The organism is Paraburkholderia sediminicola (genome assembly GCF_046026895.1).
Taxonomy (GTDB): Bacteria; Pseudomonadota; Gammaproteobacteria; order Burkholderiales; family Burkholderiaceae; genus Paraburkholderia; species Paraburkholderia sediminicola_C.
Genome location: NZ_JAQQEU010000067.1, coordinates 1 through 18,285 on the forward strand (window position 1 = coordinate 1; position 18,285 = coordinate 18,285).

At 63.5% G+C, this 18,285-nt stretch carries 18 protein-coding genes, 1 tRNA gene and 1 pseudogene; 10 read left to right on the forward strand and 10 right to left on the reverse strand.

Annotation, left to right across the window (positions count from 1 at the left end):
* From PQR02_RS31200 to phoR, 7 genes and pseudogenes are all read left to right on the forward strand, one after another.
* Positions 1-192: pseudogene (locus tag PQR02_RS31200) on the forward strand (phosphate ABC transporter substrate-binding protein PstS); the annotation flags it as partial.
* A 136-nt stretch (positions 193-328) separates the two neighbouring features.
* Positions 329-1,330 carry a phosphate ABC transporter permease PstC gene (gene pstC, locus PQR02_RS31205; RefSeq protein WP_408240784.1) on the forward strand — a complete coding sequence of 334 codons (1,002 nt, stop codon included), beginning with the start codon at positions 329-331 and terminating at the stop codon, positions 1,328-1,330.
* The gene (gene pstA / locus PQR02_RS31210; protein WP_408240786.1) at positions 1,327-2,223 is read left to right on the forward strand and encodes a phosphate ABC transporter permease PstA; all 897 of its coding nucleotides are present in this window, start codon (positions 1,327-1,329) and stop codon (positions 2,221-2,223) included. Before pstC ends, pstA begins: the two co-directional genes overlap by 4 nt.
* Positions 2,224-2,241: 18 nt before the next feature.
* Positions 2,242-3,090 carry a phosphate ABC transporter ATP-binding protein PstB gene (gene pstB / locus PQR02_RS31215; RefSeq protein ID WP_408240789.1) on the forward strand — a complete coding sequence of 283 codons (849 nt, stop codon included), beginning with the start codon at positions 2,242-2,244 and terminating at the stop codon, positions 3,088-3,090.
* A 28-nt stretch (positions 3,091-3,118) separates the two neighbouring features.
* Positions 3,119-3,823, forward strand: a complete 705-nt coding sequence (gene phoU, locus PQR02_RS31220; protein WP_408240792.1) for a phosphate signaling complex protein PhoU — start codon at positions 3,119-3,121, stop codon at positions 3,821-3,823.
* A gap of 26 nt (positions 3,824-3,849) precedes the next feature.
* Complete coding sequence (gene phoB, locus PQR02_RS31225; protein WP_408240795.1) at positions 3,850-4,551, forward strand: phosphate regulon transcriptional regulator PhoB; 702 nt, start codon at positions 3,850-3,852, stop codon at positions 4,549-4,551.
* Positions 4,552-4,661: 110 nt separating this feature from the next.
* Entirely contained in the window at positions 4,662-5,975 is a 1,314-nt protein-coding gene (gene phoR / locus PQR02_RS31230; RefSeq protein WP_408240798.1) for a phosphate regulon sensor histidine kinase PhoR, read from the forward strand.
* A 101-nt stretch (positions 5,976-6,076) separates the two neighbouring features.
* Here the strand turns inward: phoR and ppk1 are convergent, their stop codons facing one another.
* Positions 6,077-8,140 (reverse strand): polyphosphate kinase 1, encoded by a 2,064-nt coding sequence (gene ppk1 / locus PQR02_RS31235; RefSeq protein WP_408240801.1) that lies wholly within the window; start codon positions 8,138-8,140, stop codon positions 6,077-6,079.
* A 202-nt stretch (positions 8,141-8,342) separates the two neighbouring features.
* On the opposite strand from ppk1, the gene ppx reads away from it, so the two are divergent.
* Complete coding sequence (ppx, locus tag PQR02_RS31240) at positions 8,343-9,968, forward strand: exopolyphosphatase (protein WP_408240804.1); 1,626 nt, start codon at positions 8,343-8,345, stop codon at positions 9,966-9,968.
* A 96-nt stretch (positions 9,969-10,064) separates the two neighbouring features.
* Here the strand turns inward: ppx and PQR02_RS31245 are convergent, their stop codons facing one another.
* The 5 genes from PQR02_RS31245 to PQR02_RS31265 all read right to left on the reverse strand — a co-directional run bounded on the left by PQR02_RS31245 (position 10,065) and on the right by PQR02_RS31265 (position 12,869).
* A complete protein-coding gene (locus PQR02_RS31245) occupies positions 10,065-10,877 on the reverse strand; it encodes a GNAT family N-acetyltransferase (protein ID WP_408240807.1) in 813 nt (270 codons plus the stop codon).
* 199 nt (positions 10,878-11,076) lie between these two features.
* Positions 11,077-11,535, reverse strand: a complete 459-nt coding sequence (sixA, locus tag PQR02_RS31250; RefSeq protein ID WP_408240810.1) for a phosphohistidine phosphatase SixA — start codon at positions 11,533-11,535, stop codon at positions 11,077-11,079.
* 241 nt (positions 11,536-11,776) lie between these two features.
* Positions 11,777-11,853: transfer RNA gene (locus tag PQR02_RS31255), tRNA-Pro, on the reverse strand.
* A 96-nt stretch (positions 11,854-11,949) separates the two neighbouring features.
* A complete protein-coding gene (locus PQR02_RS31260; protein ID WP_090801093.1) occupies positions 11,950-12,108 on the reverse strand; it encodes a DUF3309 family protein in 159 nt (52 codons plus the stop codon).
* A 518-nt stretch (positions 12,109-12,626) separates the two neighbouring features.
* The gene (locus tag PQR02_RS31265; protein ID WP_408240882.1) at positions 12,627-12,869 is read right to left on the reverse strand and encodes a hypothetical protein; all 243 of its coding nucleotides are present in this window, start codon (positions 12,867-12,869) and stop codon (positions 12,627-12,629) included.
* Positions 12,870-13,050: 181 nt separating this feature from the next.
* Between PQR02_RS31265 and PQR02_RS31270 the strand changes: the two genes are divergently transcribed.
* Entirely contained in the window at positions 13,051-13,218 is a 168-nt protein-coding gene (locus PQR02_RS31270) for a hypothetical protein (protein ID WP_408240814.1), read from the forward strand.
* A gap of 251 nt (positions 13,219-13,469) precedes the next feature.
* Here the strand turns inward: PQR02_RS31270 and PQR02_RS31275 are convergent, their stop codons facing one another.
* Both PQR02_RS31275 and PQR02_RS31280 read right to left on the reverse strand, forming a co-directional pair.
* Positions 13,470-14,831, reverse strand: coding sequence for an MATE family efflux transporter (locus tag PQR02_RS31275; RefSeq protein ID WP_408240817.1), 1,362 nt, complete (start codon positions 14,829-14,831; stop codon positions 13,470-13,472).
* Positions 14,828-15,136, reverse strand: coding sequence for a DUF2288 domain-containing protein (locus PQR02_RS31280; RefSeq protein WP_408240820.1), 309 nt, complete (start codon positions 15,134-15,136; stop codon positions 14,828-14,830). The genes PQR02_RS31275 and PQR02_RS31280 overlap by 4 nt, the downstream gene beginning before the upstream one ends.
* 109 nt (positions 15,137-15,245) lie before the next feature.
* Between PQR02_RS31280 and PQR02_RS31285 the strand changes: the two genes are divergently transcribed.
* Positions 15,246-15,983 (forward strand): pentapeptide repeat-containing protein, encoded by a 738-nt coding sequence (locus tag PQR02_RS31285; protein ID WP_408240823.1) that lies wholly within the window; start codon positions 15,246-15,248, stop codon positions 15,981-15,983.
* A gap of 824 nt (positions 15,984-16,807) precedes the next feature.
* On the opposite strand, the gene PQR02_RS31290 is transcribed toward PQR02_RS31285, so the two are convergent.
* Together PQR02_RS31290 and PQR02_RS31295 are read right to left on the reverse strand one after the other, a co-directional pair.
* Positions 16,808-17,134, reverse strand: coding sequence for a hypothetical protein (locus PQR02_RS31290; RefSeq protein ID WP_408240826.1), 327 nt, complete (start codon positions 17,132-17,134; stop codon positions 16,808-16,810).
* Positions 17,135-17,358: 224 nt separating this feature from the next.
* Positions 17,359-18,069, reverse strand: a complete 711-nt coding sequence (locus PQR02_RS31295) for a peptidoglycan DD-metalloendopeptidase family protein (protein WP_408240829.1) — start codon at positions 18,067-18,069, stop codon at positions 17,359-17,361.
* Positions 18,070-18,285 lie beyond the last annotated feature (216 nt).

Below are 18,285 nucleotides of genomic sequence, written 5' to 3' on the forward strand. Positions count from 1 at the left end.
CTGCACACGGCGCAGGACAAGCCGGCGCAAGGCACCGAGACGCTGAAGTTCTTCGACTGGGCGTTCAAGAACGGCACGCAGGCCGCGAACGATCTGGACTACATCTCGCTGCCGGATTCGGTGGTGTCGGAGATCCGCACGCAGTGGAAGCAGAAGGTGAAGGACGCTGCGGGCAAGTCGATCGCCGACTGAGCTTTGCGGTAAGCAACAGCATCGCGTAACACGTTGGCCGTCCTCATCCGAGGACGGCCAATGGCATTCACCCCGAGCACTACTGGCCGTGCGACACGTGTCATACGGCAACTGGAAACAGGTCCATCAGGCTCTCATGTCCGATACCCATCTAGCGTCCGGCGCAAGCGGGGCCACCCCGCCCGGCAGCACGTCGCAGCTGAAGACGCCCAGCCGCGCCGGCGACGTGATCTTCGGCGGACTGGCGCGCCTCGCCGCCATCGTCACGCTGCTGCTGCTCGGCGGCATCATCGTTTCGCTGATCATCGCTTCCATGCCGTCGATCAGGGAGTTCGGTCTGAGCTTCCTATGGACCGCCGAGTGGGATCCGCCCAGCAAGCAGTTCGGCGCACTGGTGCCGATCTACGGCACGGTCGCCACGTCGATCATTGCTCTCATCATCGCGGTGCCGGTCAGCTTCGGCATCGCGCTTTTCCTGACCGAACTCGCACCCGCGTGGCTGCGCCGCCCGCTCGGCATCGCAATCGAACTGCTCGCCGCGATCCCGTCGATCGTGTACGGCATGTGGGGCCTGCTGGTGTTCGCGCCGATCTTCGCGACGTGGTTCCAGAAACCGCTCGGCGCGGTGCTCGGCGGCATTCCTTTTGTCGGCGCGCTGTTCCGCGGCCCGCCGATCGGCATCGGCATTCTGTGCGCGGGTGTGATTCTCGCGATCATGATCATCCCCTACATCGCGTCGGTGATGCGCGACGTGTTCGAAGTCACGCCGGTGCTGCTCAAGGAATCGGCGTACGGTATCGGCTGCACGACGTGGGAAGTGATGTGGAGAATCGTGCTGCCCTTTACCAAGAGTGGCGTGATCGGCGGCGTGATGCTCGGCCTCGGCCGCGCGCTCGGCGAGACGATGGCGGTCACGTTCGTGATCGGCAACACCAATCTGCTCGACAACATCTCGCTGTTTTCGCCGGGCAATAGCATCACGTCGGCGCTCGCCAACGAATTCGCGGAAGCGGATCCCGGGTTGCACACGTCGGCACTGATGGAGCTGGGTCTGATTCTGTTCGTGATTACTTTCATCGTGCTGGCGATTTCTAAAATGATGCTGCTTCGCCTCGAGAAAGGGGAGGGCGCGAAATGAGCCAGCCCACTTTGAATATGCCGGGTTCGCACGACCCGGCCGCGCTCGAAGCAATGCGCGTGCGTCTGCAAGGCCGCCGCCGCGTGACCAACGCGCTCGCGCTGACGCTCTCGCTTGCCGCGATGGCATTCGGTCTGCTGTGGCTCATCTGGATTCTCTATACGACGCTGCGGCTGGGTATCGGCGGCTTGTCCATCGAGCTGTTCACGCAATCGACGCCGCCGCCGAACACCGATGGTGGCGGTCTCGCCAACGCCATCGTCGGCAGCGCGATGCTGGTCGGGCTCGCGACTTTCGTCGGCACGCCGATCGGCATTCTGGCGGGCGTGTATCTCGCCGAATACGGCCAGAAAGGCTGGCTTGCCAACCTGACGCGCTTCATCAACGACATCCTGTTGTCGGCGCCGTCGATCGTGATCGGTCTGTTCGTGTATGCACTGGTGGTCGCGAAGATGGGCCACTTCAGCGGCTGGGCCGGCGTGTTCGCGCTCGCGCTGCTGCAGATTCCGATCGTGATCCGCACCACCGAAAACATGCTGAAACTGGTGCCGAACGCGCTGCGTGAAGCGGCCTTCGCGCTCGGCACGCCGAAGTGGAAGATGGTGTTCTCCATCACGCTGAAGGCGTCGATTGCCGGCATCATTACCGGCGTGCTGCTCGGGGTCGCGCGGATCGCCGGCGAAACCGCGCCGCTCCTGTTCACGGCGCTGTCGAACCAGTTCTTCACGGTGAACATGGGCCAGCCGGTCGCGAACCTGCCGGTCACCATTTACAAGTTTGCGATGAGCCCGTTCGCGCAATGGCAATCGCTCGCGTGGGCCGGCGTCTTCCTGATCACGCTCGCGGTGCTGGGACTGAACATCCTCGCGCGCACGATCTTCTCGAACAAGTAAGGGGCGGAGTGTAATCCGATGAATATGGCAGAAACTCAACTCAATCCCACCGCGCGTCCCACCGCGCCCGCCAGCCCCGATCCCGTCCAGCGCGGCGAGGCCTCATCGCCGTCGCGTCCGAAGATCGAGGTCAACGACCTGAACTTCTTCTACGGCAAGTATCACGCGCTGAAGAACATCAACCTGCAGATTCCCGCAGGCAAGGTGACCGCGTTCATCGGCCCGTCAGGCTGCGGCAAATCAACCTTGCTGCGCACCTTCAACAAGATGTACGCGCTCTATCCGGAACAGCGCGCCGAAGGCGAGATCCTGATGGACGGCGAAAACCTGCTGACGTCCAGACGCGATATCTCGCTGCTGCGCGCGCGGATTGGCATGGTGTTCCAGAAACCGACGCCGTTTCCGATGTCGATCTACGACAACATCGCGTTCGGCGTGAAGATGTTCGAAACGCTGCCGCGCTCGGAGATGGACGACCGCGTCGAATGGGCGCTCACCAAGGCCGCGTTGTGGAACGAAGTGAAGGACAAGCTCGGCCAGAGCGGCTACGGTTTGTCCGGTGGGCAGCAGCAGCGTCTGTGCATCGCGCGCGGCATCGCGATCCGTCCCGAAGTGCTGCTGCTCGACGAGCCGTGCTCGGCGCTGGACCCGATTTCGACGGGCCGCATCGAAGAACTGATCGCCGAATTGAAGAGCGATTACACGGTGGTGATCGTCACGCACAACATGCAACAGGCGGCCCGCTGTTCGGACTACACTGCCTATATGTATCTCGGCGAGCTGATCGAATTCGGCGACACCGAAAAGATCTTCATCAAGCCGGTCCGCAAGGAAACCGAAGACTACATCACGGGCCGCTTCGGCTGATCCGCCGAACAAAACAACGGAGTACGACATGTCCGATAAACATCTGTCCAGCCAGTTCGACGCCGACCTGAATCTGGTTTCGTCGAAGGTGCTCGAAATGGGCGGCCTCGTGGAATCGCAGATCATCAACGCGATGCAGGCGCTCAATGAGTTCGACCTCGACATCGCCGAGCAGGTGATCGCCGCCGAAGATCGCCTGAACAAGATGGAGGTCGACATCGACGAGGAGTGCAGCAACATCATCGCGCGCCGTCAGCCGGCCGCGCGCGATTTGCGCCTGTTGATCGCGATCTCGAAGACCATCACCAATCTCGAACGCGCCGGCGACGAAGCGGAAAAAATCGCCAAGCGCACCAAGCGTCTGATGGAAGACGGCGCGTCGCGCACCATCAATATCGCCGAGATCAAGCTGTCGGGCGAAATGGCGGTGTCGATCCTGCGCCGCGCGCTGGACGCGTTCGCACGCCTCGACACGGTTGCCGCCGCGCAGATCGTGCGCGACGACAAGGCGATCGACGAGGAATTCCGCGCCTTCGTGCGCAAGCTGATTTCGTACATGACCGAAGATCCGCGCTCGATTTCGGTGGGCCTCGATTTTCTGTTCATCGCCAAGGCGATCGAACGGATCGGCGACCACGCGAAAAACATCGCCGAATTCATCATTTACATCGTGAAGGGCACCGACGTGCGGCACAAGTCGCGCGACGCGCTCGAACGCGAAGCGCTCAGTTAATCCAGATATAAGGAACAGAGGTGCCGATGCCTAGCAGCATTCTCGTCATTGAAGATGAGCCCGCAATTTCCGAACTGATTTCGGTCAATCTTCAACACGCCGGACACTGCCCGATTCGCGCGTACAACGCGGAGCAGGCGCAGAACCTGATCAGCGACGTACTGCCCGACCTCGTCCTGCTCGACTGGATGTTGCCGGGAAAATCGGGCATTGCGTTCGCGCGCGACCTGCGCAACAACGAGCGCACGAAGCACATTCCGATCATCATGCTGACCGCCCGCGGCGATGAGCAGGACAAGGTGCTCGGCCTCGAAATCGGCGCGGATGATTACGTCACCAAGCCGTTTTCGCCGAAGGAACTGATGGCGCGCATCAAGGCGGTGTTGCGCCGTCGTGCGCCGCAGTTGACCGAAGATCAGGTCGCGATCAACGGGCTCAAGCTCGACCCGGCGACGCACCGTGTGGCCGCGCATGCCGAAGGCAGCGAGATCAAGCTCGAGCTCGGCCCGACGGAATTCCGTCTGCTGCATTTTTTCATGACCCACCCGGAGCGCGTGCATAGCCGCACGCAACTGCTCGACCAGGTGTGGGGCGATCACGTGTTCGTCGAAGAACGCACGGTGGATGTGCACATCAAGCGTCTGCGCGCCGCGCTCAAGCCGGCCGGGTGCGATGCTATGATTGAGACGGTACGCGGCAGCGGCTACCGGCTTGCGAAGAGCGCCTGACATCTGACGGCGGCGCTCGCGCCGCACCGGTTCACGCGCGTCACATGCGCAACGCCGCGCGCCGCAATCTCCCTCGCTGCACGTGGGCTTTTCTCTTCGATCGCTAGACCATGAACATCATCTGGGCGCGCTCCATCGTGTCGGTCGTGCTGCTCGCTGTTCTGTGCGTGGTGGTCGGCGCACTCGTGAACGTGAAGGCAGGACTGGTTCTCGCGATTGTCATGCTGCTCGCGCAAAGCTTCTTTGGCACGTTTCACAAACAGCGCCTGTGGCGTTTGCTCGATGCGCCGGTGTACGGCGAAGTGCCGAGCGCGCCAGGCATCTGGGGCGAAATCTACTACCGTTTGCACAAGCTCGCGAAGCGCTGGCACGCCCAGGTGCGCCAGGTCGAGCAACAGCATTCGCGTTTCATCCAGGCGATCCAGGCGTCGCCGAACGGCGTCGCGATGCTCGACGACCATGACCAGATCGAGTGGTGCAACGCTATTTCGGAGAGCCACTTCGGCCTCGACGCGAAGCGCGATCTGCGCCAGCACATCACGCATCTGGTGCGCCATCCCGACTTCGTCCGCTACCTGAACTCGCACCGGTACGAGGAAATGCTGATCATGCGCGGCATGGGCGAGAAGCGCCAGAACGTGCTGTCGGTGCAGGTCTTTCCTTATGGCGAGAATCGCAAGCTGGTGTTGTCGCAAGACATTACCGAGCTGGAGCGGACCGACGCGATGCGGCGTGACTTCGTCGCCAACGTGTCGCATGAATTGAAGACACCGCTCACCGTGCTCTCCGGTTTTCTGGAGACGATGCGCGAGTTGCCATTGGGCGAGGCCGAGCGCGCACGCTATCTCGAACTGATGGAGCAGCAGGCGTCGCGCATGCGCCATATCGTCAACGATCTGCTGGTGCTCGCGAAGCTCGAGGGCGACAACAAGCCGCCAAGCGATCACATGATCGACATGCGCGCCGTGTTGCGGCACCTGCACGACGACGCGCAGAGCCTGTCGAGCGATCATCACAAGATCGTGTTCGACACCGACGAAGGGTTGACCGTGACCGGCGTCGAAACCGAAATTCTCAGCGCGCTCGGCAATCTCGTGACGAACGCGATCCGCTACACGCCGGACGGCGGGGCCATCAAGGTAAGCTGGCACGCGCAAGGCGCGCACGCGGTGTTCTCCGTCGCGGATAGCGGCCTCGGCATTCCCGCTGCGGACATTCCGCGGCTGACCGAGCGCTTCTATCGCGTCGATCGCAGTCGTTCGCGCGACACTGGCGGCACGGGCCTCGGCCTCGCGATCGTCAAGCACGTGCTGCAGCGGCACGATGCGCAGCTCGACGTGAAGAGCGAAGAGGGGCGGGGCAGCACGTTCACCGTGCGCTTTCCCGTGTATCGCACCGCGCGACGGCAACCGGTGCCGGTTTGACGAGAGCTTGATAAAAGCGCCGGCATGAAAAAACCGCCTGAAAAAGGCGGTTTTTTCATGCGGGTCCACAACGCTCGCTAGTACGGCGAGCCTCGCCCGCTTCACGGACAGAACTTTCCGAGCAAGCTCATCTGCGCATTGCGCGACGACTTGCCCGGCCGCCGCCGGCGATAGTGGCCGTCGCTTTGCATCAGCCACGCGGACTGATTGTCGCCGAGAAACGCCGACAGACCCTCGGCGATCACGCGCCGCTTCAGACGCCGGTTGTTGATCGGGAACGCGACTTCCACGCGCCGGAAGAAGTTGCGGTCCATCCAGTCGGCGCTCGACAGATAGACCTGCTCCTTGCCGTCGTCGTAGAAGTAGAAGATGCGATGGTGTTCGAGAAAGCGCCCGACGATCGAGCGTACCGTGATGTTCTCCGACAGTCCCGGCACGCCCGGCTGCAGCGAACACACGCCACGCACGATCAGATCGATCTTCACGCCCGCCCGCGATGCTTCGTACAACTCGGCAATCACGGTGGGTTCGAGAAGCGCGTTCATCTTCGCGACGATGCGCGCCTTCTTGCCGGCGCGCGCGTGCTCGGCTTCGGCGCGAATCGCTTCGATCAGTTTCGGATGCAGCGTGAACGGCGACTGCCACAACTCATGCAACCGCAGTTCGCCGCCGATGCCGGTCAGTTGCTGGAAGACGTGGTGCACGTCTTCGCAGATTTTCTGGTCGCCGGTCATCAGGCCGAAGTCGGTATACAGCCGCGCGGTGCGCGGATGATAGTTGCCGGTGCCGAGATGCGCGTAGCGCTTGAGCATCGTCTTGCCGCCTTGCGACACGCGCCGCACGATCAGCATCATCTTCGCGTGGCACTTGTGGCCCACCACGCCGTACACGACGTGCGCGCCGACCGCTTCGAGTTGCGAGGCCCAGTTGATGTTGGTTTCCTCGTCGAAGCGCGCCAGCAGCTCGACCACCACCGTGACTTCCTTGCCGTTGCGCGCGGCCTGCATCAGCGCGTCCATCAGCGGCGAGTCGGTGCCGGTGCGGTAGATGGTCTGCTTGATCGCCATCACGTTGGGATCTTTGGCCGCCTGCAACAGCAGTTCGAGCACCGGCTGAAAGCTCTCGTACGGATGATGCAGCAACACATCGCCTTGATCGATCACATCGAACATGCTGGCGCTGTTGGCGATCTGCGGCGGGGTCGCGGGAATATGCGGCACGAACTTCAGATCGGGCCGGTCCACCATCTCCGGCAACTGCATCAGCCGCACCAGATTCACGGGGCCGTCCGCGTAATAGCAGTCCTTGTTGGACAGGCCGCTTTCGTCGAGCAGACGCCGCACCACGTGCGCGGGTGTTTCCGCCGACACTTCGAGCCGCACCGCATTGCCCAGATGCCGCGCTGGCAATTCGCCCTGCAACGCGACGCGCAGATTGGTGATTTCGTCCTCGTCGACGAACAGCTCGCTATTGCGCGTGATACGAAACTGATTGCAGCTGCGCACCCTCAGGTTCGGAAACAGCTCGCCGACAAAGTGTTGCAGCAACGAGCTGAGCAGCACGAAGCCGTGCGGATAACCCGACAGATCTTGCGGCATGCGCACGAGCCGCGGCAGCGCGCGCGGCGCCTGCACGATGCCCATCATCGCCTGGCGGCCGAACGCGTCCTTGCCTTCCAGTTCGACGACGAAGTTCAGGCTCTTGTTGAGCACGCGAGGGAACGGATGCGCGGGATCGAGGCCGATCGGCGTGAGCACCGGCAGCAGTTCGTCGAAGAAGTAATTGCGCGCCCATTCGGTCTGCGCTTCGTTCCATGCTTCGGTGCCGTGAAAATAGATGCCTTCCGCTTCGAGAGCGGTCAGCACCGTGTCGTGCAACATCGTGTACTGACGATGCACGAGCTTCTGCGCGCGCTCGACCACGAGGTCGTACACATGCTGCAACGACATGCCGTCAGGCGACAGCGCGCCCGGGTTGTCGCGCATCTGTTCCTGCAGTCCGGCCATGCGGACTTCGAAGAATTCGTCGAGATTGCTGCTGGTGATGCAGATGAAGCGCAGACGTTCGAGCAAAGGGACGGCGGGGTCGGCAGCTTGTGCCAACACACGCTCGTTGAAACCCAGAATGCCCAGTTCGCGATTCAATAAGGGATAGCGGATGGACATCGGCAGCGAGAATGGTATGTCAGGAAGAGAGGCAGAAAGACGCTCGGAAATTCTCACAGTATGATTACGTTCTTATGACATCCTCGATGTTTTAAATTCTACGCCGGATTCGTTACGTGTCGTCAATATGACGCAATGTATATGGGACCATAGGGCACCCCCATCGTTGCGAGGTGACATCGTGAGGTCCGGTACGCTTAGAATGGCGTCTTTGAACAGCGCGGCCGGTCACAAGGCGCCCAGAGCAGCGGGCGGACCCGCGGCGCCCGCCGCAGCCACCGCCGCCGCGCTCGCGCGCATGGAGTCCGCTCACCCGATGGTCAATACTCCCCAACTTCTCGCCGCCGTCGACCTCGGTTCGAACAGCTTCCGGCTGATCGTCGGCCGGGTGGAGGAAACCGACGCGGGCACCCAGATCTACCAGGTGGACGCGTTGCGCGAGCCGGTGCGTCTTGCCGCCGGCCTGTCGCGCGACAAGATGCTCGATCGCGCGTCGCAGGTGCGCGGCTGGGACGCGCTCAAGCGCTTCGGCGAACGGCTGCGCGACTTTCATCCCGATCACGTTCGCGCGGTCGCCACCAACACGTTGCGCATCGCCAAGAACGCCGGTGAATTTCTCGGCGAGGCGCAGACCGCGCTCGGCTTCCCCATCGAAGTGATCGCGGGGCGCGAGGAAGCGCGCCTCATTTATGCGGGCGCCGCGCACTCGGTGCCGGCGAGCGCGGGCAAGCGCCTCGTGGTCGATATCGGCGGCGGGTCGACGGAATTCATCATCGGTTCGCACTACACGCCGATCAAGATGGAAAGCCTTTATATCGGCTGCGTGAGTCATAGCCGCGCGTTTTTCCCGGCCGGCAACGTCGACGAATACACGATGCGCCAGGCCGAACTCGCCGCGAGCCGTGAAATCCAGATCATTTCCGCCGAATACAAGAAGACCGGCTGGGAACAGGCGATCGGTTCGTCGGGCACCGCGCGCGCGTTGGCCGAGCTGGTCGAGGCGAACAATTTCAACGATCCGGGTGTCACGCATGGCATCTCGCGCGGCGGGCTCGAGCGGCTCAAGCGCGCGTTGATCAAGGCGGAGAACGTCAATCGGCTGAAACTGGTCGCGTTGAAGGGCGACCGCATTCCGGTGCTGGCCGGCGGCCTGTCGATCATGATCGCGGTGTTCGACGAACTCGGCGTCGATTACGTCGACACCACCGACGGCGCGCTGCGCCTCGGCGTGATGTATGACCTGCTCGGCCGTTCGCAGCACGAAGATATGCGCACGGTGACGGTGGAAGGCTTCATGCGCCGGTATGGCGTGGATCGCGCGCAGGCGGGGCGGATCGGCGATCTGTCGGTGAGCTTCTACGACCAGTTCGCGGAGCCCGACGAAGAGCGCCGTCTGGAAAACCGCATGTTCATCGGTTGGGCGGCGGCGCTGCATGAGATCGGGCTGTCGATTTCGCATAGCGCCTATCACAAGCACTCGGCCTACATCGCCAGCAACGCGGACATGCCGGGCTTTTCGCGCACCGACCAGGCGCGTCTCGCCGCGCTGGTGCTCGGTCATGCGGGCAAGCTCGGCAAGCTCTCGCAAACGCGCGAGGTGGAATGGCCGTTGCTGTTCTGTCTGCGGCTCGCGGCGCTGCTGTGCCGCCGCCGTGCGGATGTCGGCTTGCCGGGGATCGCGGTCGCGCAGGCCAATGGCGGTTACGAGGTGCGCTTGCCGAACGAATGGGTGACCAACAATCCGTTGACCGACTACAGCCTGATTCAGGAAGCGGCGGAATGGGAAAAGGTCGGCATTCCCTATCGTGTCGTGTATACGGACGAATGATGTGCGCCGCTTCGTAACGCGCGCGTGAATGGATGAATGAAAAAGCCCGGCGATTTGCCGGGCTTTTTGCTTGTGCGTCCAGCACGCGACGCGGGCTTAGCGCGGCAATGCATCGCCCAGGAAGTGGCGGGCGTAGCGCGCATTGATATCGGACAGACGGAACAGCGTCAGAAAGTCCGCAGTGTTGAAGTCGGGGTCCCATGCCGGCGCGCCGCAAATCTTTGCACCGAGTCGCAGATAACCCTTCACGAGCGGCGGCGGCGCGACGTCGGCGCCTGTCTGCAGTTCATCGACCGGCAGCGGCGTGTGCGCGAACGCGCGATACTCCGGCGCCGTCAGCGCGTTCTCGCGCAGCGAGCAATACAGATTCGCCGCATAGTGGCCGCCGTCGACCATCGCGACGCTCGCGCAGCCGAGCATCGTCTCGTAGCCGTTGTGCTTCATGTACGCGGCGAGCCCGGCCCACAGCGACATGATCACCGAGCCGCTGCGATAGTCCGGATGCACGCACGAGCGGCCCACTTCGACCATCTTGGCGCGCAGGTGCGTCAGACGCGACACTTCGAATTCGCTTTCCGCATACAGCCGCCCGATGCGCGCGGCCTGATGCGGCGGCAACGCGCGATACGTGCCGACCACTTTCAGCGTGTCGAGATCGCGCACCAGCAGATGATCGCAATAGGCATCGAACGCATCGACGTCGAGCCCGGCGGGGCCCGTCAGACGCGCGCCCATTTCGTCGGCGAACACGCGGTAGCGCAGACGCTGTGCTTCGCGCAATTCCTCGTCGGTGCGCGCCCATGTGACTTGCAGGCGATGCTGCGCGGTGACCGTTTCCTCGGCGCGCGGCAGACGACGCGTCTCGAAGATCGAAGCGAGGGGCAGGGTGGGCGTCGGCAGTTCTCGCATTGGGCGTCCTGGTCGAAAAAAGGAAGATTTCTTTTTTCGCCAATGTAGTAACGCCTGGTGACGCTCGCATGGCAAAGCCGTGACGATTGGGTGACGGCCCGTAAGCCGCGCGAGCTCGGGTTGTAATGTGGAGCGGCAGGTGCGCGACTGTCGTATTCGCGCGAGCGCGGGGGCCTGAAGGACTTTCAGGCGCGCCGGCTCAGACCAGGTCGGGGCTGATCGCCGCGCGCAACACCGCCTGTTCGCCGCCGTCGCGTTGGCGGCTCGCAATCCACCAGACGCCGGCTTTCTTCAGCGGCCAGCTTGCGTTGCTGTTGCCGAGCAACTGCGCGGCGACGTGGCCGAGCGTCGGTTGATGGCCGACGATCACCACGGTCTGCGCAATGCCAGTGGGCCAGCCGGCCGCCTCGAGCACGTCGGCTGCGCTCGCGTTGGGCGCGAGTTCGCGTACCACGCGATACTGGTCGCTCAGGGTTTCGGCGGTCTGGATGGTGCGCGTGGCCGGGCTGGCGAGCACTACGGCGTCGTCCGGCAGCCGCGTGCGCAGCCACTTCGCGACGTTCTGCGCCTGCTTGCGGCCGCGCGTGGTGAGCGCGCGGGCGAGGTCGCTGGCGGCGACATCTTCGGCTTCGGCGTGACGCCAGAGAATCAGATCCATTTGTGTCTCCTTGACTCTGGTTGCGGCGGATGAGCTGCGCGGGTTTTCGCACACTGTCGCATGCGGGCCTGGTGGTTCGCAACCCGAAGGCTTGCGGGGGCTGGCTGGTGGTTTGCCTGGCGGGGGTTTCGCAGTGAAGCAGGCAGCGAACTACGTGCGCGTGCGGCGTATGCTGAAACCAGATGCGAAAAAGCAAAAACCCGCGAAGCCGGAGGCTACGCGGGTTTCGTATTGCTTTTCGTGGTCGGAGCGAAAGGATTCGAACCTTCGACCCTCTGATCCCAAATCAGATGCGCTACCAGGCTGCGCTACGCTCCGACGAAGCCGGGATTCTACGGGGTCGAGGGCGTCAGCGTCAACCACGAATTGCGCCGGGCTGAAAAAACAGGTTCAACCCACGGGTTCAACGGTGCGCTATATGCGTCCCATCAACAGCAACACGATCACGATGATCAATACGACCCCGACCAGACCGGTCGGCCGATAACCCCAGCCGCTGCTGTAGGGCCAGCTCGGCAACGCGCCGATCAGCAGCAGGATGAGCACGATAAGCAGTATGGTTCCGACGGTCATTCGAGTTCTCCCTGTCTGGCCCTCGGGATGGCTGGGCCGCATCGTTGGTTCGGCGCATGCGCGCCGGCACAATTGACGCGCACCACGCGCGCCTTGCAGGCTCATGCTTAGCAAGGCATGTGCCTGTGGGGGCGGCAAGGGAGGACAGTCGACGCCGGGCGCCCAGGCGCGTTTGGCGCGGTGGCGCGCCAATGAGCGGAAAACGTGACGTAGCAGAGGTCGTGACGCCGGTGCGTGTCGGAGCTGCTGATGCGGGGAGAGGGCGGCGCTGGGCCCAGTGCTTGCGTGGCGCAAGGGACATTGGGCCAGCATGGCGCGCCGTCGATTGGCGGCGCGCACGCGTTCACGCGGCGCGACGTGCCGCAGTGGTCACATGCACCGCTTACGCTGTGGTCGCGATAACGGCCGAACACTTCCGCTACATAGTCGAGACCCTTCAACCGGGCCGGCGCAGCGGATCAATCAGCCAATCATTCGCGACACATTCAAGCGCAACGGGCAGCCCGTTTTTGTCCTGACTAATGCCGCGGGCGCCTCCAATGCGGCATATGTGGCATATGTGGCATATGTGGCATATGTGGCATATGTGGCATATGTGGCATATGCGGCATATGCAGGTGCTGCTGAGTCAGCCAGTGATGCAGCATCCCTTCGCCATTGTGTTCGCGCCTGTACGTTCTCGATTCGAAAATCGACAGGGCGATCAGCACGAGCAGACCTATTGCAAGTCCGACCAGACCCGCGATCGTTTCAGCGTTCATGGCAGTCTCCTATCACCTACGGCTGTGACTTTATAGTAGGACACACATCGCGAAATGGCAGGGCGGCCAGCGCGCCGTAACGTCGCGGATCACGCTTTGCAGGTAGACTCTCGCCCCTCGGGGTGCCGCGGGGATGCTTCGCGGCTGCCGTTACTGATTCTGTCTGGAGAGACGACTGTCTATGATTCGCGTTCCGATGATTGCATTGCTGCTGTTTGCCGGCCTGGCCGGGTGTGCGGACAATCCGTCCGGCCATCACGGCAGGCCGCCGCAAGATCCCGCCGACTATCACGGCGTGCCGACCGACACGACGCCACCGTCGATGGTCTCTGCGCCGGCTGCGCCTTGACGAGCGCCGCGCGAAGCAGAGAGCTGAAACAGAGCGCTGAAACGGAAAGGCGAAGCACCGGCGCGGGCACGCCGGCGCTTCTGACCCGCGCTGACTGTTTGCGCGGAGCGCGCGGGCTGAAGGCATTCTAGGGCGAGCCTCGCGGGCGATATGTATGCGCTTGTTCCAAGCCGTAACCGGGCGCCGCAGGGCGACGGTGGCGCAGCGTGTGCTGCCGCGAAGCCGCGCGCTTCAGGCGCCCCACGCGCAGTTCAAGCCCTCGCGGCTGCCACTGCGCGCACCACCCCCGGCAAATACCGCGCGAGCGTGACGCCGCGAGCGGCCATGAAGATCAGCATCGCGGCCCACAGCCCGTGATTGCCATGCAGCGTCAGCAATGCCGACGACATCGCCACGAACACCGTCAGCGACATGATCATCGACACCATCAATTCGCGCGTGCGGGTCGCGCCGATGAACACGCCGTCGAGCAGAAAGCCCCACACGGAAATCACCGGTGAGAGCGCGGCCCACGGCAGATACGTCTCAGCCGCGACCCGCACGGCGGCCTGGTCGGTCAAACGTTCGATGATCCACGCGCCCGCGCCCCAGTACACCAGCGCGAAGCCCAGCGCGCCGAGCGCGGACCACAGCGCGGTGACCTTGACCGCCTGCGCGAACGCGTGCCGGTCGCGTGCCCCGATCGCCGCGCCGACGAGCGCCTCGGCGGCGTGCGCGAAGCCGTCGAGCCCATAGGCCATGAAGGTCTGAAAATTGAGCAGCAGCGCATTCGCGGCGAGCGTCGCATCGCCTTGCCGCGCGCCCAGGTGGGCGAACCAGCCGAACGACGACAGCAGGCACAACGTGCGCACGAAGATGTCGCGATTGAGCACGACCAGACGCTTGAGCGCCGCGGCGTCGAACAACGCGGCGCCCTTCAGCGCGGGCAAGCCACGCGGTCTGCCATGCCATAGCAGGGCGGCGCCGAGCACGAAGCCGAGCGCGTCGGCGGTGGCGGTCGCCGCGCCGATGCCGGCCACGCCCCAGTCGAACACATACACGTACAGCAGCACCGCGACGATGTTCGCACTGTTGATGAACACCTGCGAGAGCAGCGCGAGCCGCACGCGCTGCGTGCCGAGCAGCCAGCCGAGCACCACATAGTTGCCGAGCGCGAGCGGCGCGGCCCAGATGCGCGCGTGGCAGTAAATGCGCGCGTGACGCTGCACGGCGTCGCTGCCGCCGATCAGGCGCAACGCGTAATCGATCAACGGCAGTTGCAGCGCCAGCACCACCGCGCCGATCGCGCCCGCCATCAGCAGCGCGCGGATCACGGTGTTGCGCAACTCGGCCTGGTCGTCCGCGCCGTGCGCCTGCGCGACGAGCCCCGTGGTGCCCATGCGCAGGAAGCCGAAGCCCCAGAACACGAAGTTGAAGAACAGTCCGCCGAGCGCGACGCCGCCGAGATACGACGCGCTGTCCAGATGGCCGGCGACGGCGGTGTCGACCGCGCCGAGGATCGGCTGCGTCAGATTGGCGAGGACGATCGGAAACGCGAGCGCGAGCACCCGCCGGTGCCAGCACACCGGCACGGCGGACGCGGGCGCGTCGGCGCCGCGCGCGGTGTCGCTCAAGCGCGTCCCTGCACGCACACCCACGGCGACACGACCACCGCCCACAGGTCGGGGTCGCGCGCGGCGAAATCGGCGGCGGTTTCCGGCTGCACGCGCTCGACGAGCCCGGCGGACAGCCATTGCGCCACCTGGGTGGTGTCGTCGCTGGCGATCGCTTCGGCGACGCTCACCAGGTCGAGGTCGCGCGCGACGCGCAGCAGGATGCCGCGCGCAAAAAAGCGTTCGAGTTCGGTCCAGCCGATTTTGGCGGTCTCGCCGAGCAGCTTGGCGTATAGCGGGCTATGGGGGGCGTCGTTGGAAGTCATCGTAAGCGGGGGGCGGACGGGGCCGTTACTATAAACCATCGACGCGAGCCGCCACGGCGGCGCGCGTTCCGGTACGCTTGGGGCCTTTCGAAACGGATTCTGAACCTTCATGTCACCGGATTCAACGACGCCGTCCACGAGCCCGCAAGGCGGTTCAGTGAGCGACGCCACGCTCACCCGCGCAGAGGTGGAGCGCCTGATCGCCGCAGCCGATGCCCACAAAGGCGGCCATCACGCGCCGCTGCATTTCACCGACTGCGATTTCGCGGGCGTCGATTTATCGCGGCTCGATCTGCGCGGCGCCGAGTTTCATCGCTGCACGATCGGCGAGACCTCGTTTTTCGGCGCGGCGCTCGCGCATACCCGCTGGGTGCGTTGCCGCGGCCGCGAGGCGGATTTCGCATCGGCCGATCTGGTCGATGCGGCGTTCCAGTCGAGCGACCTGAACAACACCAGTTGGCGGCGCGCGAAGCTCGCTTCCGCGTCGTTCCGTGGCTGCAAGCTGACCGGCGCGAACTTCGAAGCGTGCACGGCGTTGGGCCTGAGCTTCGCCGAAACACTGCTGGTCGGCGCGCATTTGCGCGGCCTGTCGTTTCGCAAGGCTACGCTGGAGCAACTGGATTTCTCCGACGCCGACCTCGCCGGGGTCGATTTCCGCGAAGCTGTGTTCGACGGCGGCAGTCTGAAGGATGCGCACCTGAAGGGCGCGCGTTTCGACGGAGCGGACCTGCGCGACGCGGATTTGAGCGGCGTGCGGCTCGTTGATGCGGCGCTTTTCAAAGGCGCGGCGATTTCGCATCAGCAGGCCGCAGTGCTCGTGACCGAGCTGGGTTTGCGGGTCTTGTAAAAGTGGCTTCCGGATCCCTCGAATGCTGTTGCCTGAGGGCTAGCTCGCAACGGCCGGTTTTGTCATTTTCGAAAAAAGCGTAGTTTGAATTCGCGTTGGCATTTTGTCGGTTGATTTGATAGCATTATTTTGGTTCCGCTATTCGCGAATCTTCACCTCGTGAAATTAATTACTAATTCGCGGTTTAAATAGAGGTTAATGCCTCGTTTGGTGCGTTGGCGCACCAAGTTCAGATCGGCCATTAAACGTCATATTTATGCTGCACCGGACAGTTAAATTCGGCCACCGCCCTTTCGTCAGGCCATTGTAGCAGGGTCGAACCAGATCGTTGCGTTGCGCGGTCCTCCGCTTCGATTAAGGAATCAGGCTCACGGAGTTTAATGTGCGTTAATATGATTGTAAGGCACTTTTAGCCGGTTCAACTCCGACACTTTTGATTCACTTAATGCGGAATCGGTGCGCCGTGGCACATTAACCACGGAATTAAGAGATTGCACTTGTAATTGGGGGTTGTTAGATTTCGTTCTGGCGCATGGTGAACCGGTCCTTTGCCGATATGCGCCGAACCCCCGTTAGCCCGGCCTCGTGCCGGGCTTTTTTTTGCCCGCGCATGCGTGTGGGTCATCGCCGGTTCATTTCCACGACCCATCATTGCCGATTCTTTTTCATTGCGCCGGCCATGACCCGGCTGATGGTTTTTTCACGCGTCTGGCCGATCGCGCTCGCCATGCTGTTTCGCTTCGCCGAGCATATCCATCCGCGCTCCGGACGCTGGCGACGCCGCTAGCTCGCGCCGCGCCGCCTCGCCGTGAGTCGCCGCCGTTCTACTGCTTGCAGCGAACCACCATCGACCGGTTTTTCACGTTCGCGCCGAAAATCCCGCCGACCGAGCCGCCCGAGGTGGCGCCATTGTCGACGTCCTTCGACACCACGTCGTAGCCGTAATTGCCGCAGACTTCACCCGCGCGCTTGTAGCACTCGGCCCAGCTGGAACTCGCGTCGCTGCCACTGCAGTTGATCGCGAAGCCGGTGTCGCCGCTCGGCAGGTAGGTCATCGTGGTAGTGCTCGAGTAGCCGCCCATGCTGCCGAGCGTCAGCATGCCGAGACCGAACGCCGCAGCCGTCGCGGCGGACGCAAATGCGCTCTTCATTGCAGATTCCTTACAGAAAACAGAGGGAGACAGGGCGCGAAGCCAAGTCTTCGGAATTGAGCGCTTTATAACATGCCGGGTTCCCGCGCTCGGGTTGCAGGGAGCGTGCCCGGCGGCGTGGGTTGGGTGCGCCTCGGGTGCGTGCAAGGCGGCCAGAGGCACTGCGAAAACCCCGGCAAAGCGTTGGGAATGCATGCGGCATATAGCGGGCAGCCAGCGCGCGCCTAGCGCGGCGGCAAGGCCCGTGACGGGTCGATCGAGCGGCCCTGGTAACGCAGCTCGAAATGCAGCATCACGCGGTCGGTATCCGTGTCACCCATCTCGGCGATTTTCTCGCCGCGGTTGACCGACTCGCCTTCCTTCACCAGCAGCAGGCGGTTGTGCGCGTAGGCAGTCAGATACTCGCCGTTGTGCTTGAGGATCAACAGATTGCCGTAACCGCGCAAGCCGTTGCCCGCATACACCACCGTGCCGGGCGCCGCGGCGATGACCGGCGTGCCCGCCGCCGCCGAGATGTCGATGCCCTTCGAATTGCCGCCGTCGAAGCGCCGGAACACGGTGCCGTCGGCCGGCCACACCAGCGAAATCGTCGGCGCCGGCGCGGCCGACGGCGCGCTCTCCACCGGCGCCGCGCGCGGCGTGGCCGAAGCGCTTGCGCTCCCGTTGCTACGCACCGCACCGCTCGTCGATGCCGCGCCGCCCGGCGGCGCGACACGCAACACTTGGCCGACCTCAATGCTGTCCGGATTGGCCAGGTTGTTCCAGCGCACGATGCTTTGCACCGCTTGCCGGTTGCTGCGCGCGATCTTCGACAGCGTATCGCCCCGTTCGACCCGATAGAAGCCTGGCGCCACCGGCGCGGACCCGCACGCGGCGAGCACCGCCAGCAACGACGCGCAGGCGAGTCGTTTGATCATTTTTGTTGTATCCAGCATGGGACCTCGCAAAGCGCTGCCGCGCGTCGATCCTTTCACGCGCGGCAGGTAGAGACAAAGCGTTCGATTCTAACGGTTTTGCACTGCAGCATCCGAAATGCGGACGAAGCGGATTCGCGCAGTGTTCGCTGTGGGTGGCGGATGCGGCGGCAGCCCGCGCAAACACTCAAGGGCGAAATTGCAGCGGGAGCGCCGCGCATTCAGCTTGAAACCCGC

Bases quoted from the DNA above. Each gene is read 5' to 3' on its own strand.
- pstC (WP_408240784.1), top strand. From the start codon at position 329: ATGTCCGATACCCATCTAGCGTCCGGCGCAAGCGGGGCCACCCCGCCC.
- pstA (WP_408240786.1), top strand. From the start codon at position 1,327: ATGAGCCAGCCCACTTTGAATATGCCGGGTTCGCACGACCCGGCCGCG.
- pstB (WP_408240789.1), top strand. From the start codon at position 2,242: ATGAATATGGCAGAAACTCAACTCAATCCCACCGCGCGTCCCACCGCG.
- phoU (WP_408240792.1), top strand. From the start codon at position 3,119: ATGTCCGATAAACATCTGTCCAGCCAGTTCGACGCCGACCTGAATCTG.
- phoB (WP_408240795.1), top strand. From the start codon at position 3,850: ATGCCTAGCAGCATTCTCGTCATTGAAGATGAGCCCGCAATTTCCGAA.
- phoR (WP_408240798.1), top strand. From the start codon at position 4,662: ATGAACATCATCTGGGCGCGCTCCATCGTGTCGGTCGTGCTGCTCGCT.
- ppk1 (WP_408240801.1), bottom strand. From the start codon at position 8,140: ATGTCCATCCGCTATCCCTTATTGAATCGCGAACTGGGCATTCTGGGT.
- ppx (WP_408240804.1), top strand. From the start codon at position 8,343: ATGGCGTCTTTGAACAGCGCGGCCGGTCACAAGGCGCCCAGAGCAGCG.
- PQR02_RS31245 (WP_408240807.1), bottom strand. From the start codon at position 10,877: ATGCGAGAACTGCCGACGCCCACCCTGCCCCTCGCTTCGATCTTCGAG.
- sixA (WP_408240810.1), bottom strand. From the start codon at position 11,535: ATGGATCTGATTCTCTGGCGTCACGCCGAAGCCGAAGATGTCGCCGCC.
- PQR02_RS31260 (WP_090801093.1), bottom strand. From the start codon at position 12,108: ATGACCGTCGGAACCATACTGCTTATCGTGCTCATCCTGCTGCTGATC.
- PQR02_RS31265 (WP_408240882.1), bottom strand. From the start codon at position 12,869: ATGAACGCTGAAACGATCGCGGGTCTGGTCGGACTTGCAATAGGTCTG.
- PQR02_RS31270 (WP_408240814.1), top strand. From the start codon at position 13,051: ATGATTCGCGTTCCGATGATTGCATTGCTGCTGTTTGCCGGCCTGGCC.
- PQR02_RS31280 (WP_408240820.1), bottom strand. From the start codon at position 15,136: ATGACTTCCAACGACGCCCCCCATAGCCCGCTATACGCCAAGCTGCTC.
- PQR02_RS31285 (WP_408240823.1), top strand. From the start codon at position 15,246: ATGTCACCGGATTCAACGACGCCGTCCACGAGCCCGCAAGGCGGTTCA.
- PQR02_RS31290 (WP_408240826.1), bottom strand. From the start codon at position 17,134: ATGAAGAGCGCATTTGCGTCCGCCGCGACGGCTGCGGCGTTCGGTCTC.
- PQR02_RS31295 (WP_408240829.1), bottom strand. From the start codon at position 18,069: ATGCTGGATACAACAAAAATGATCAAACGACTCGCCTGCGCGTCGTTG.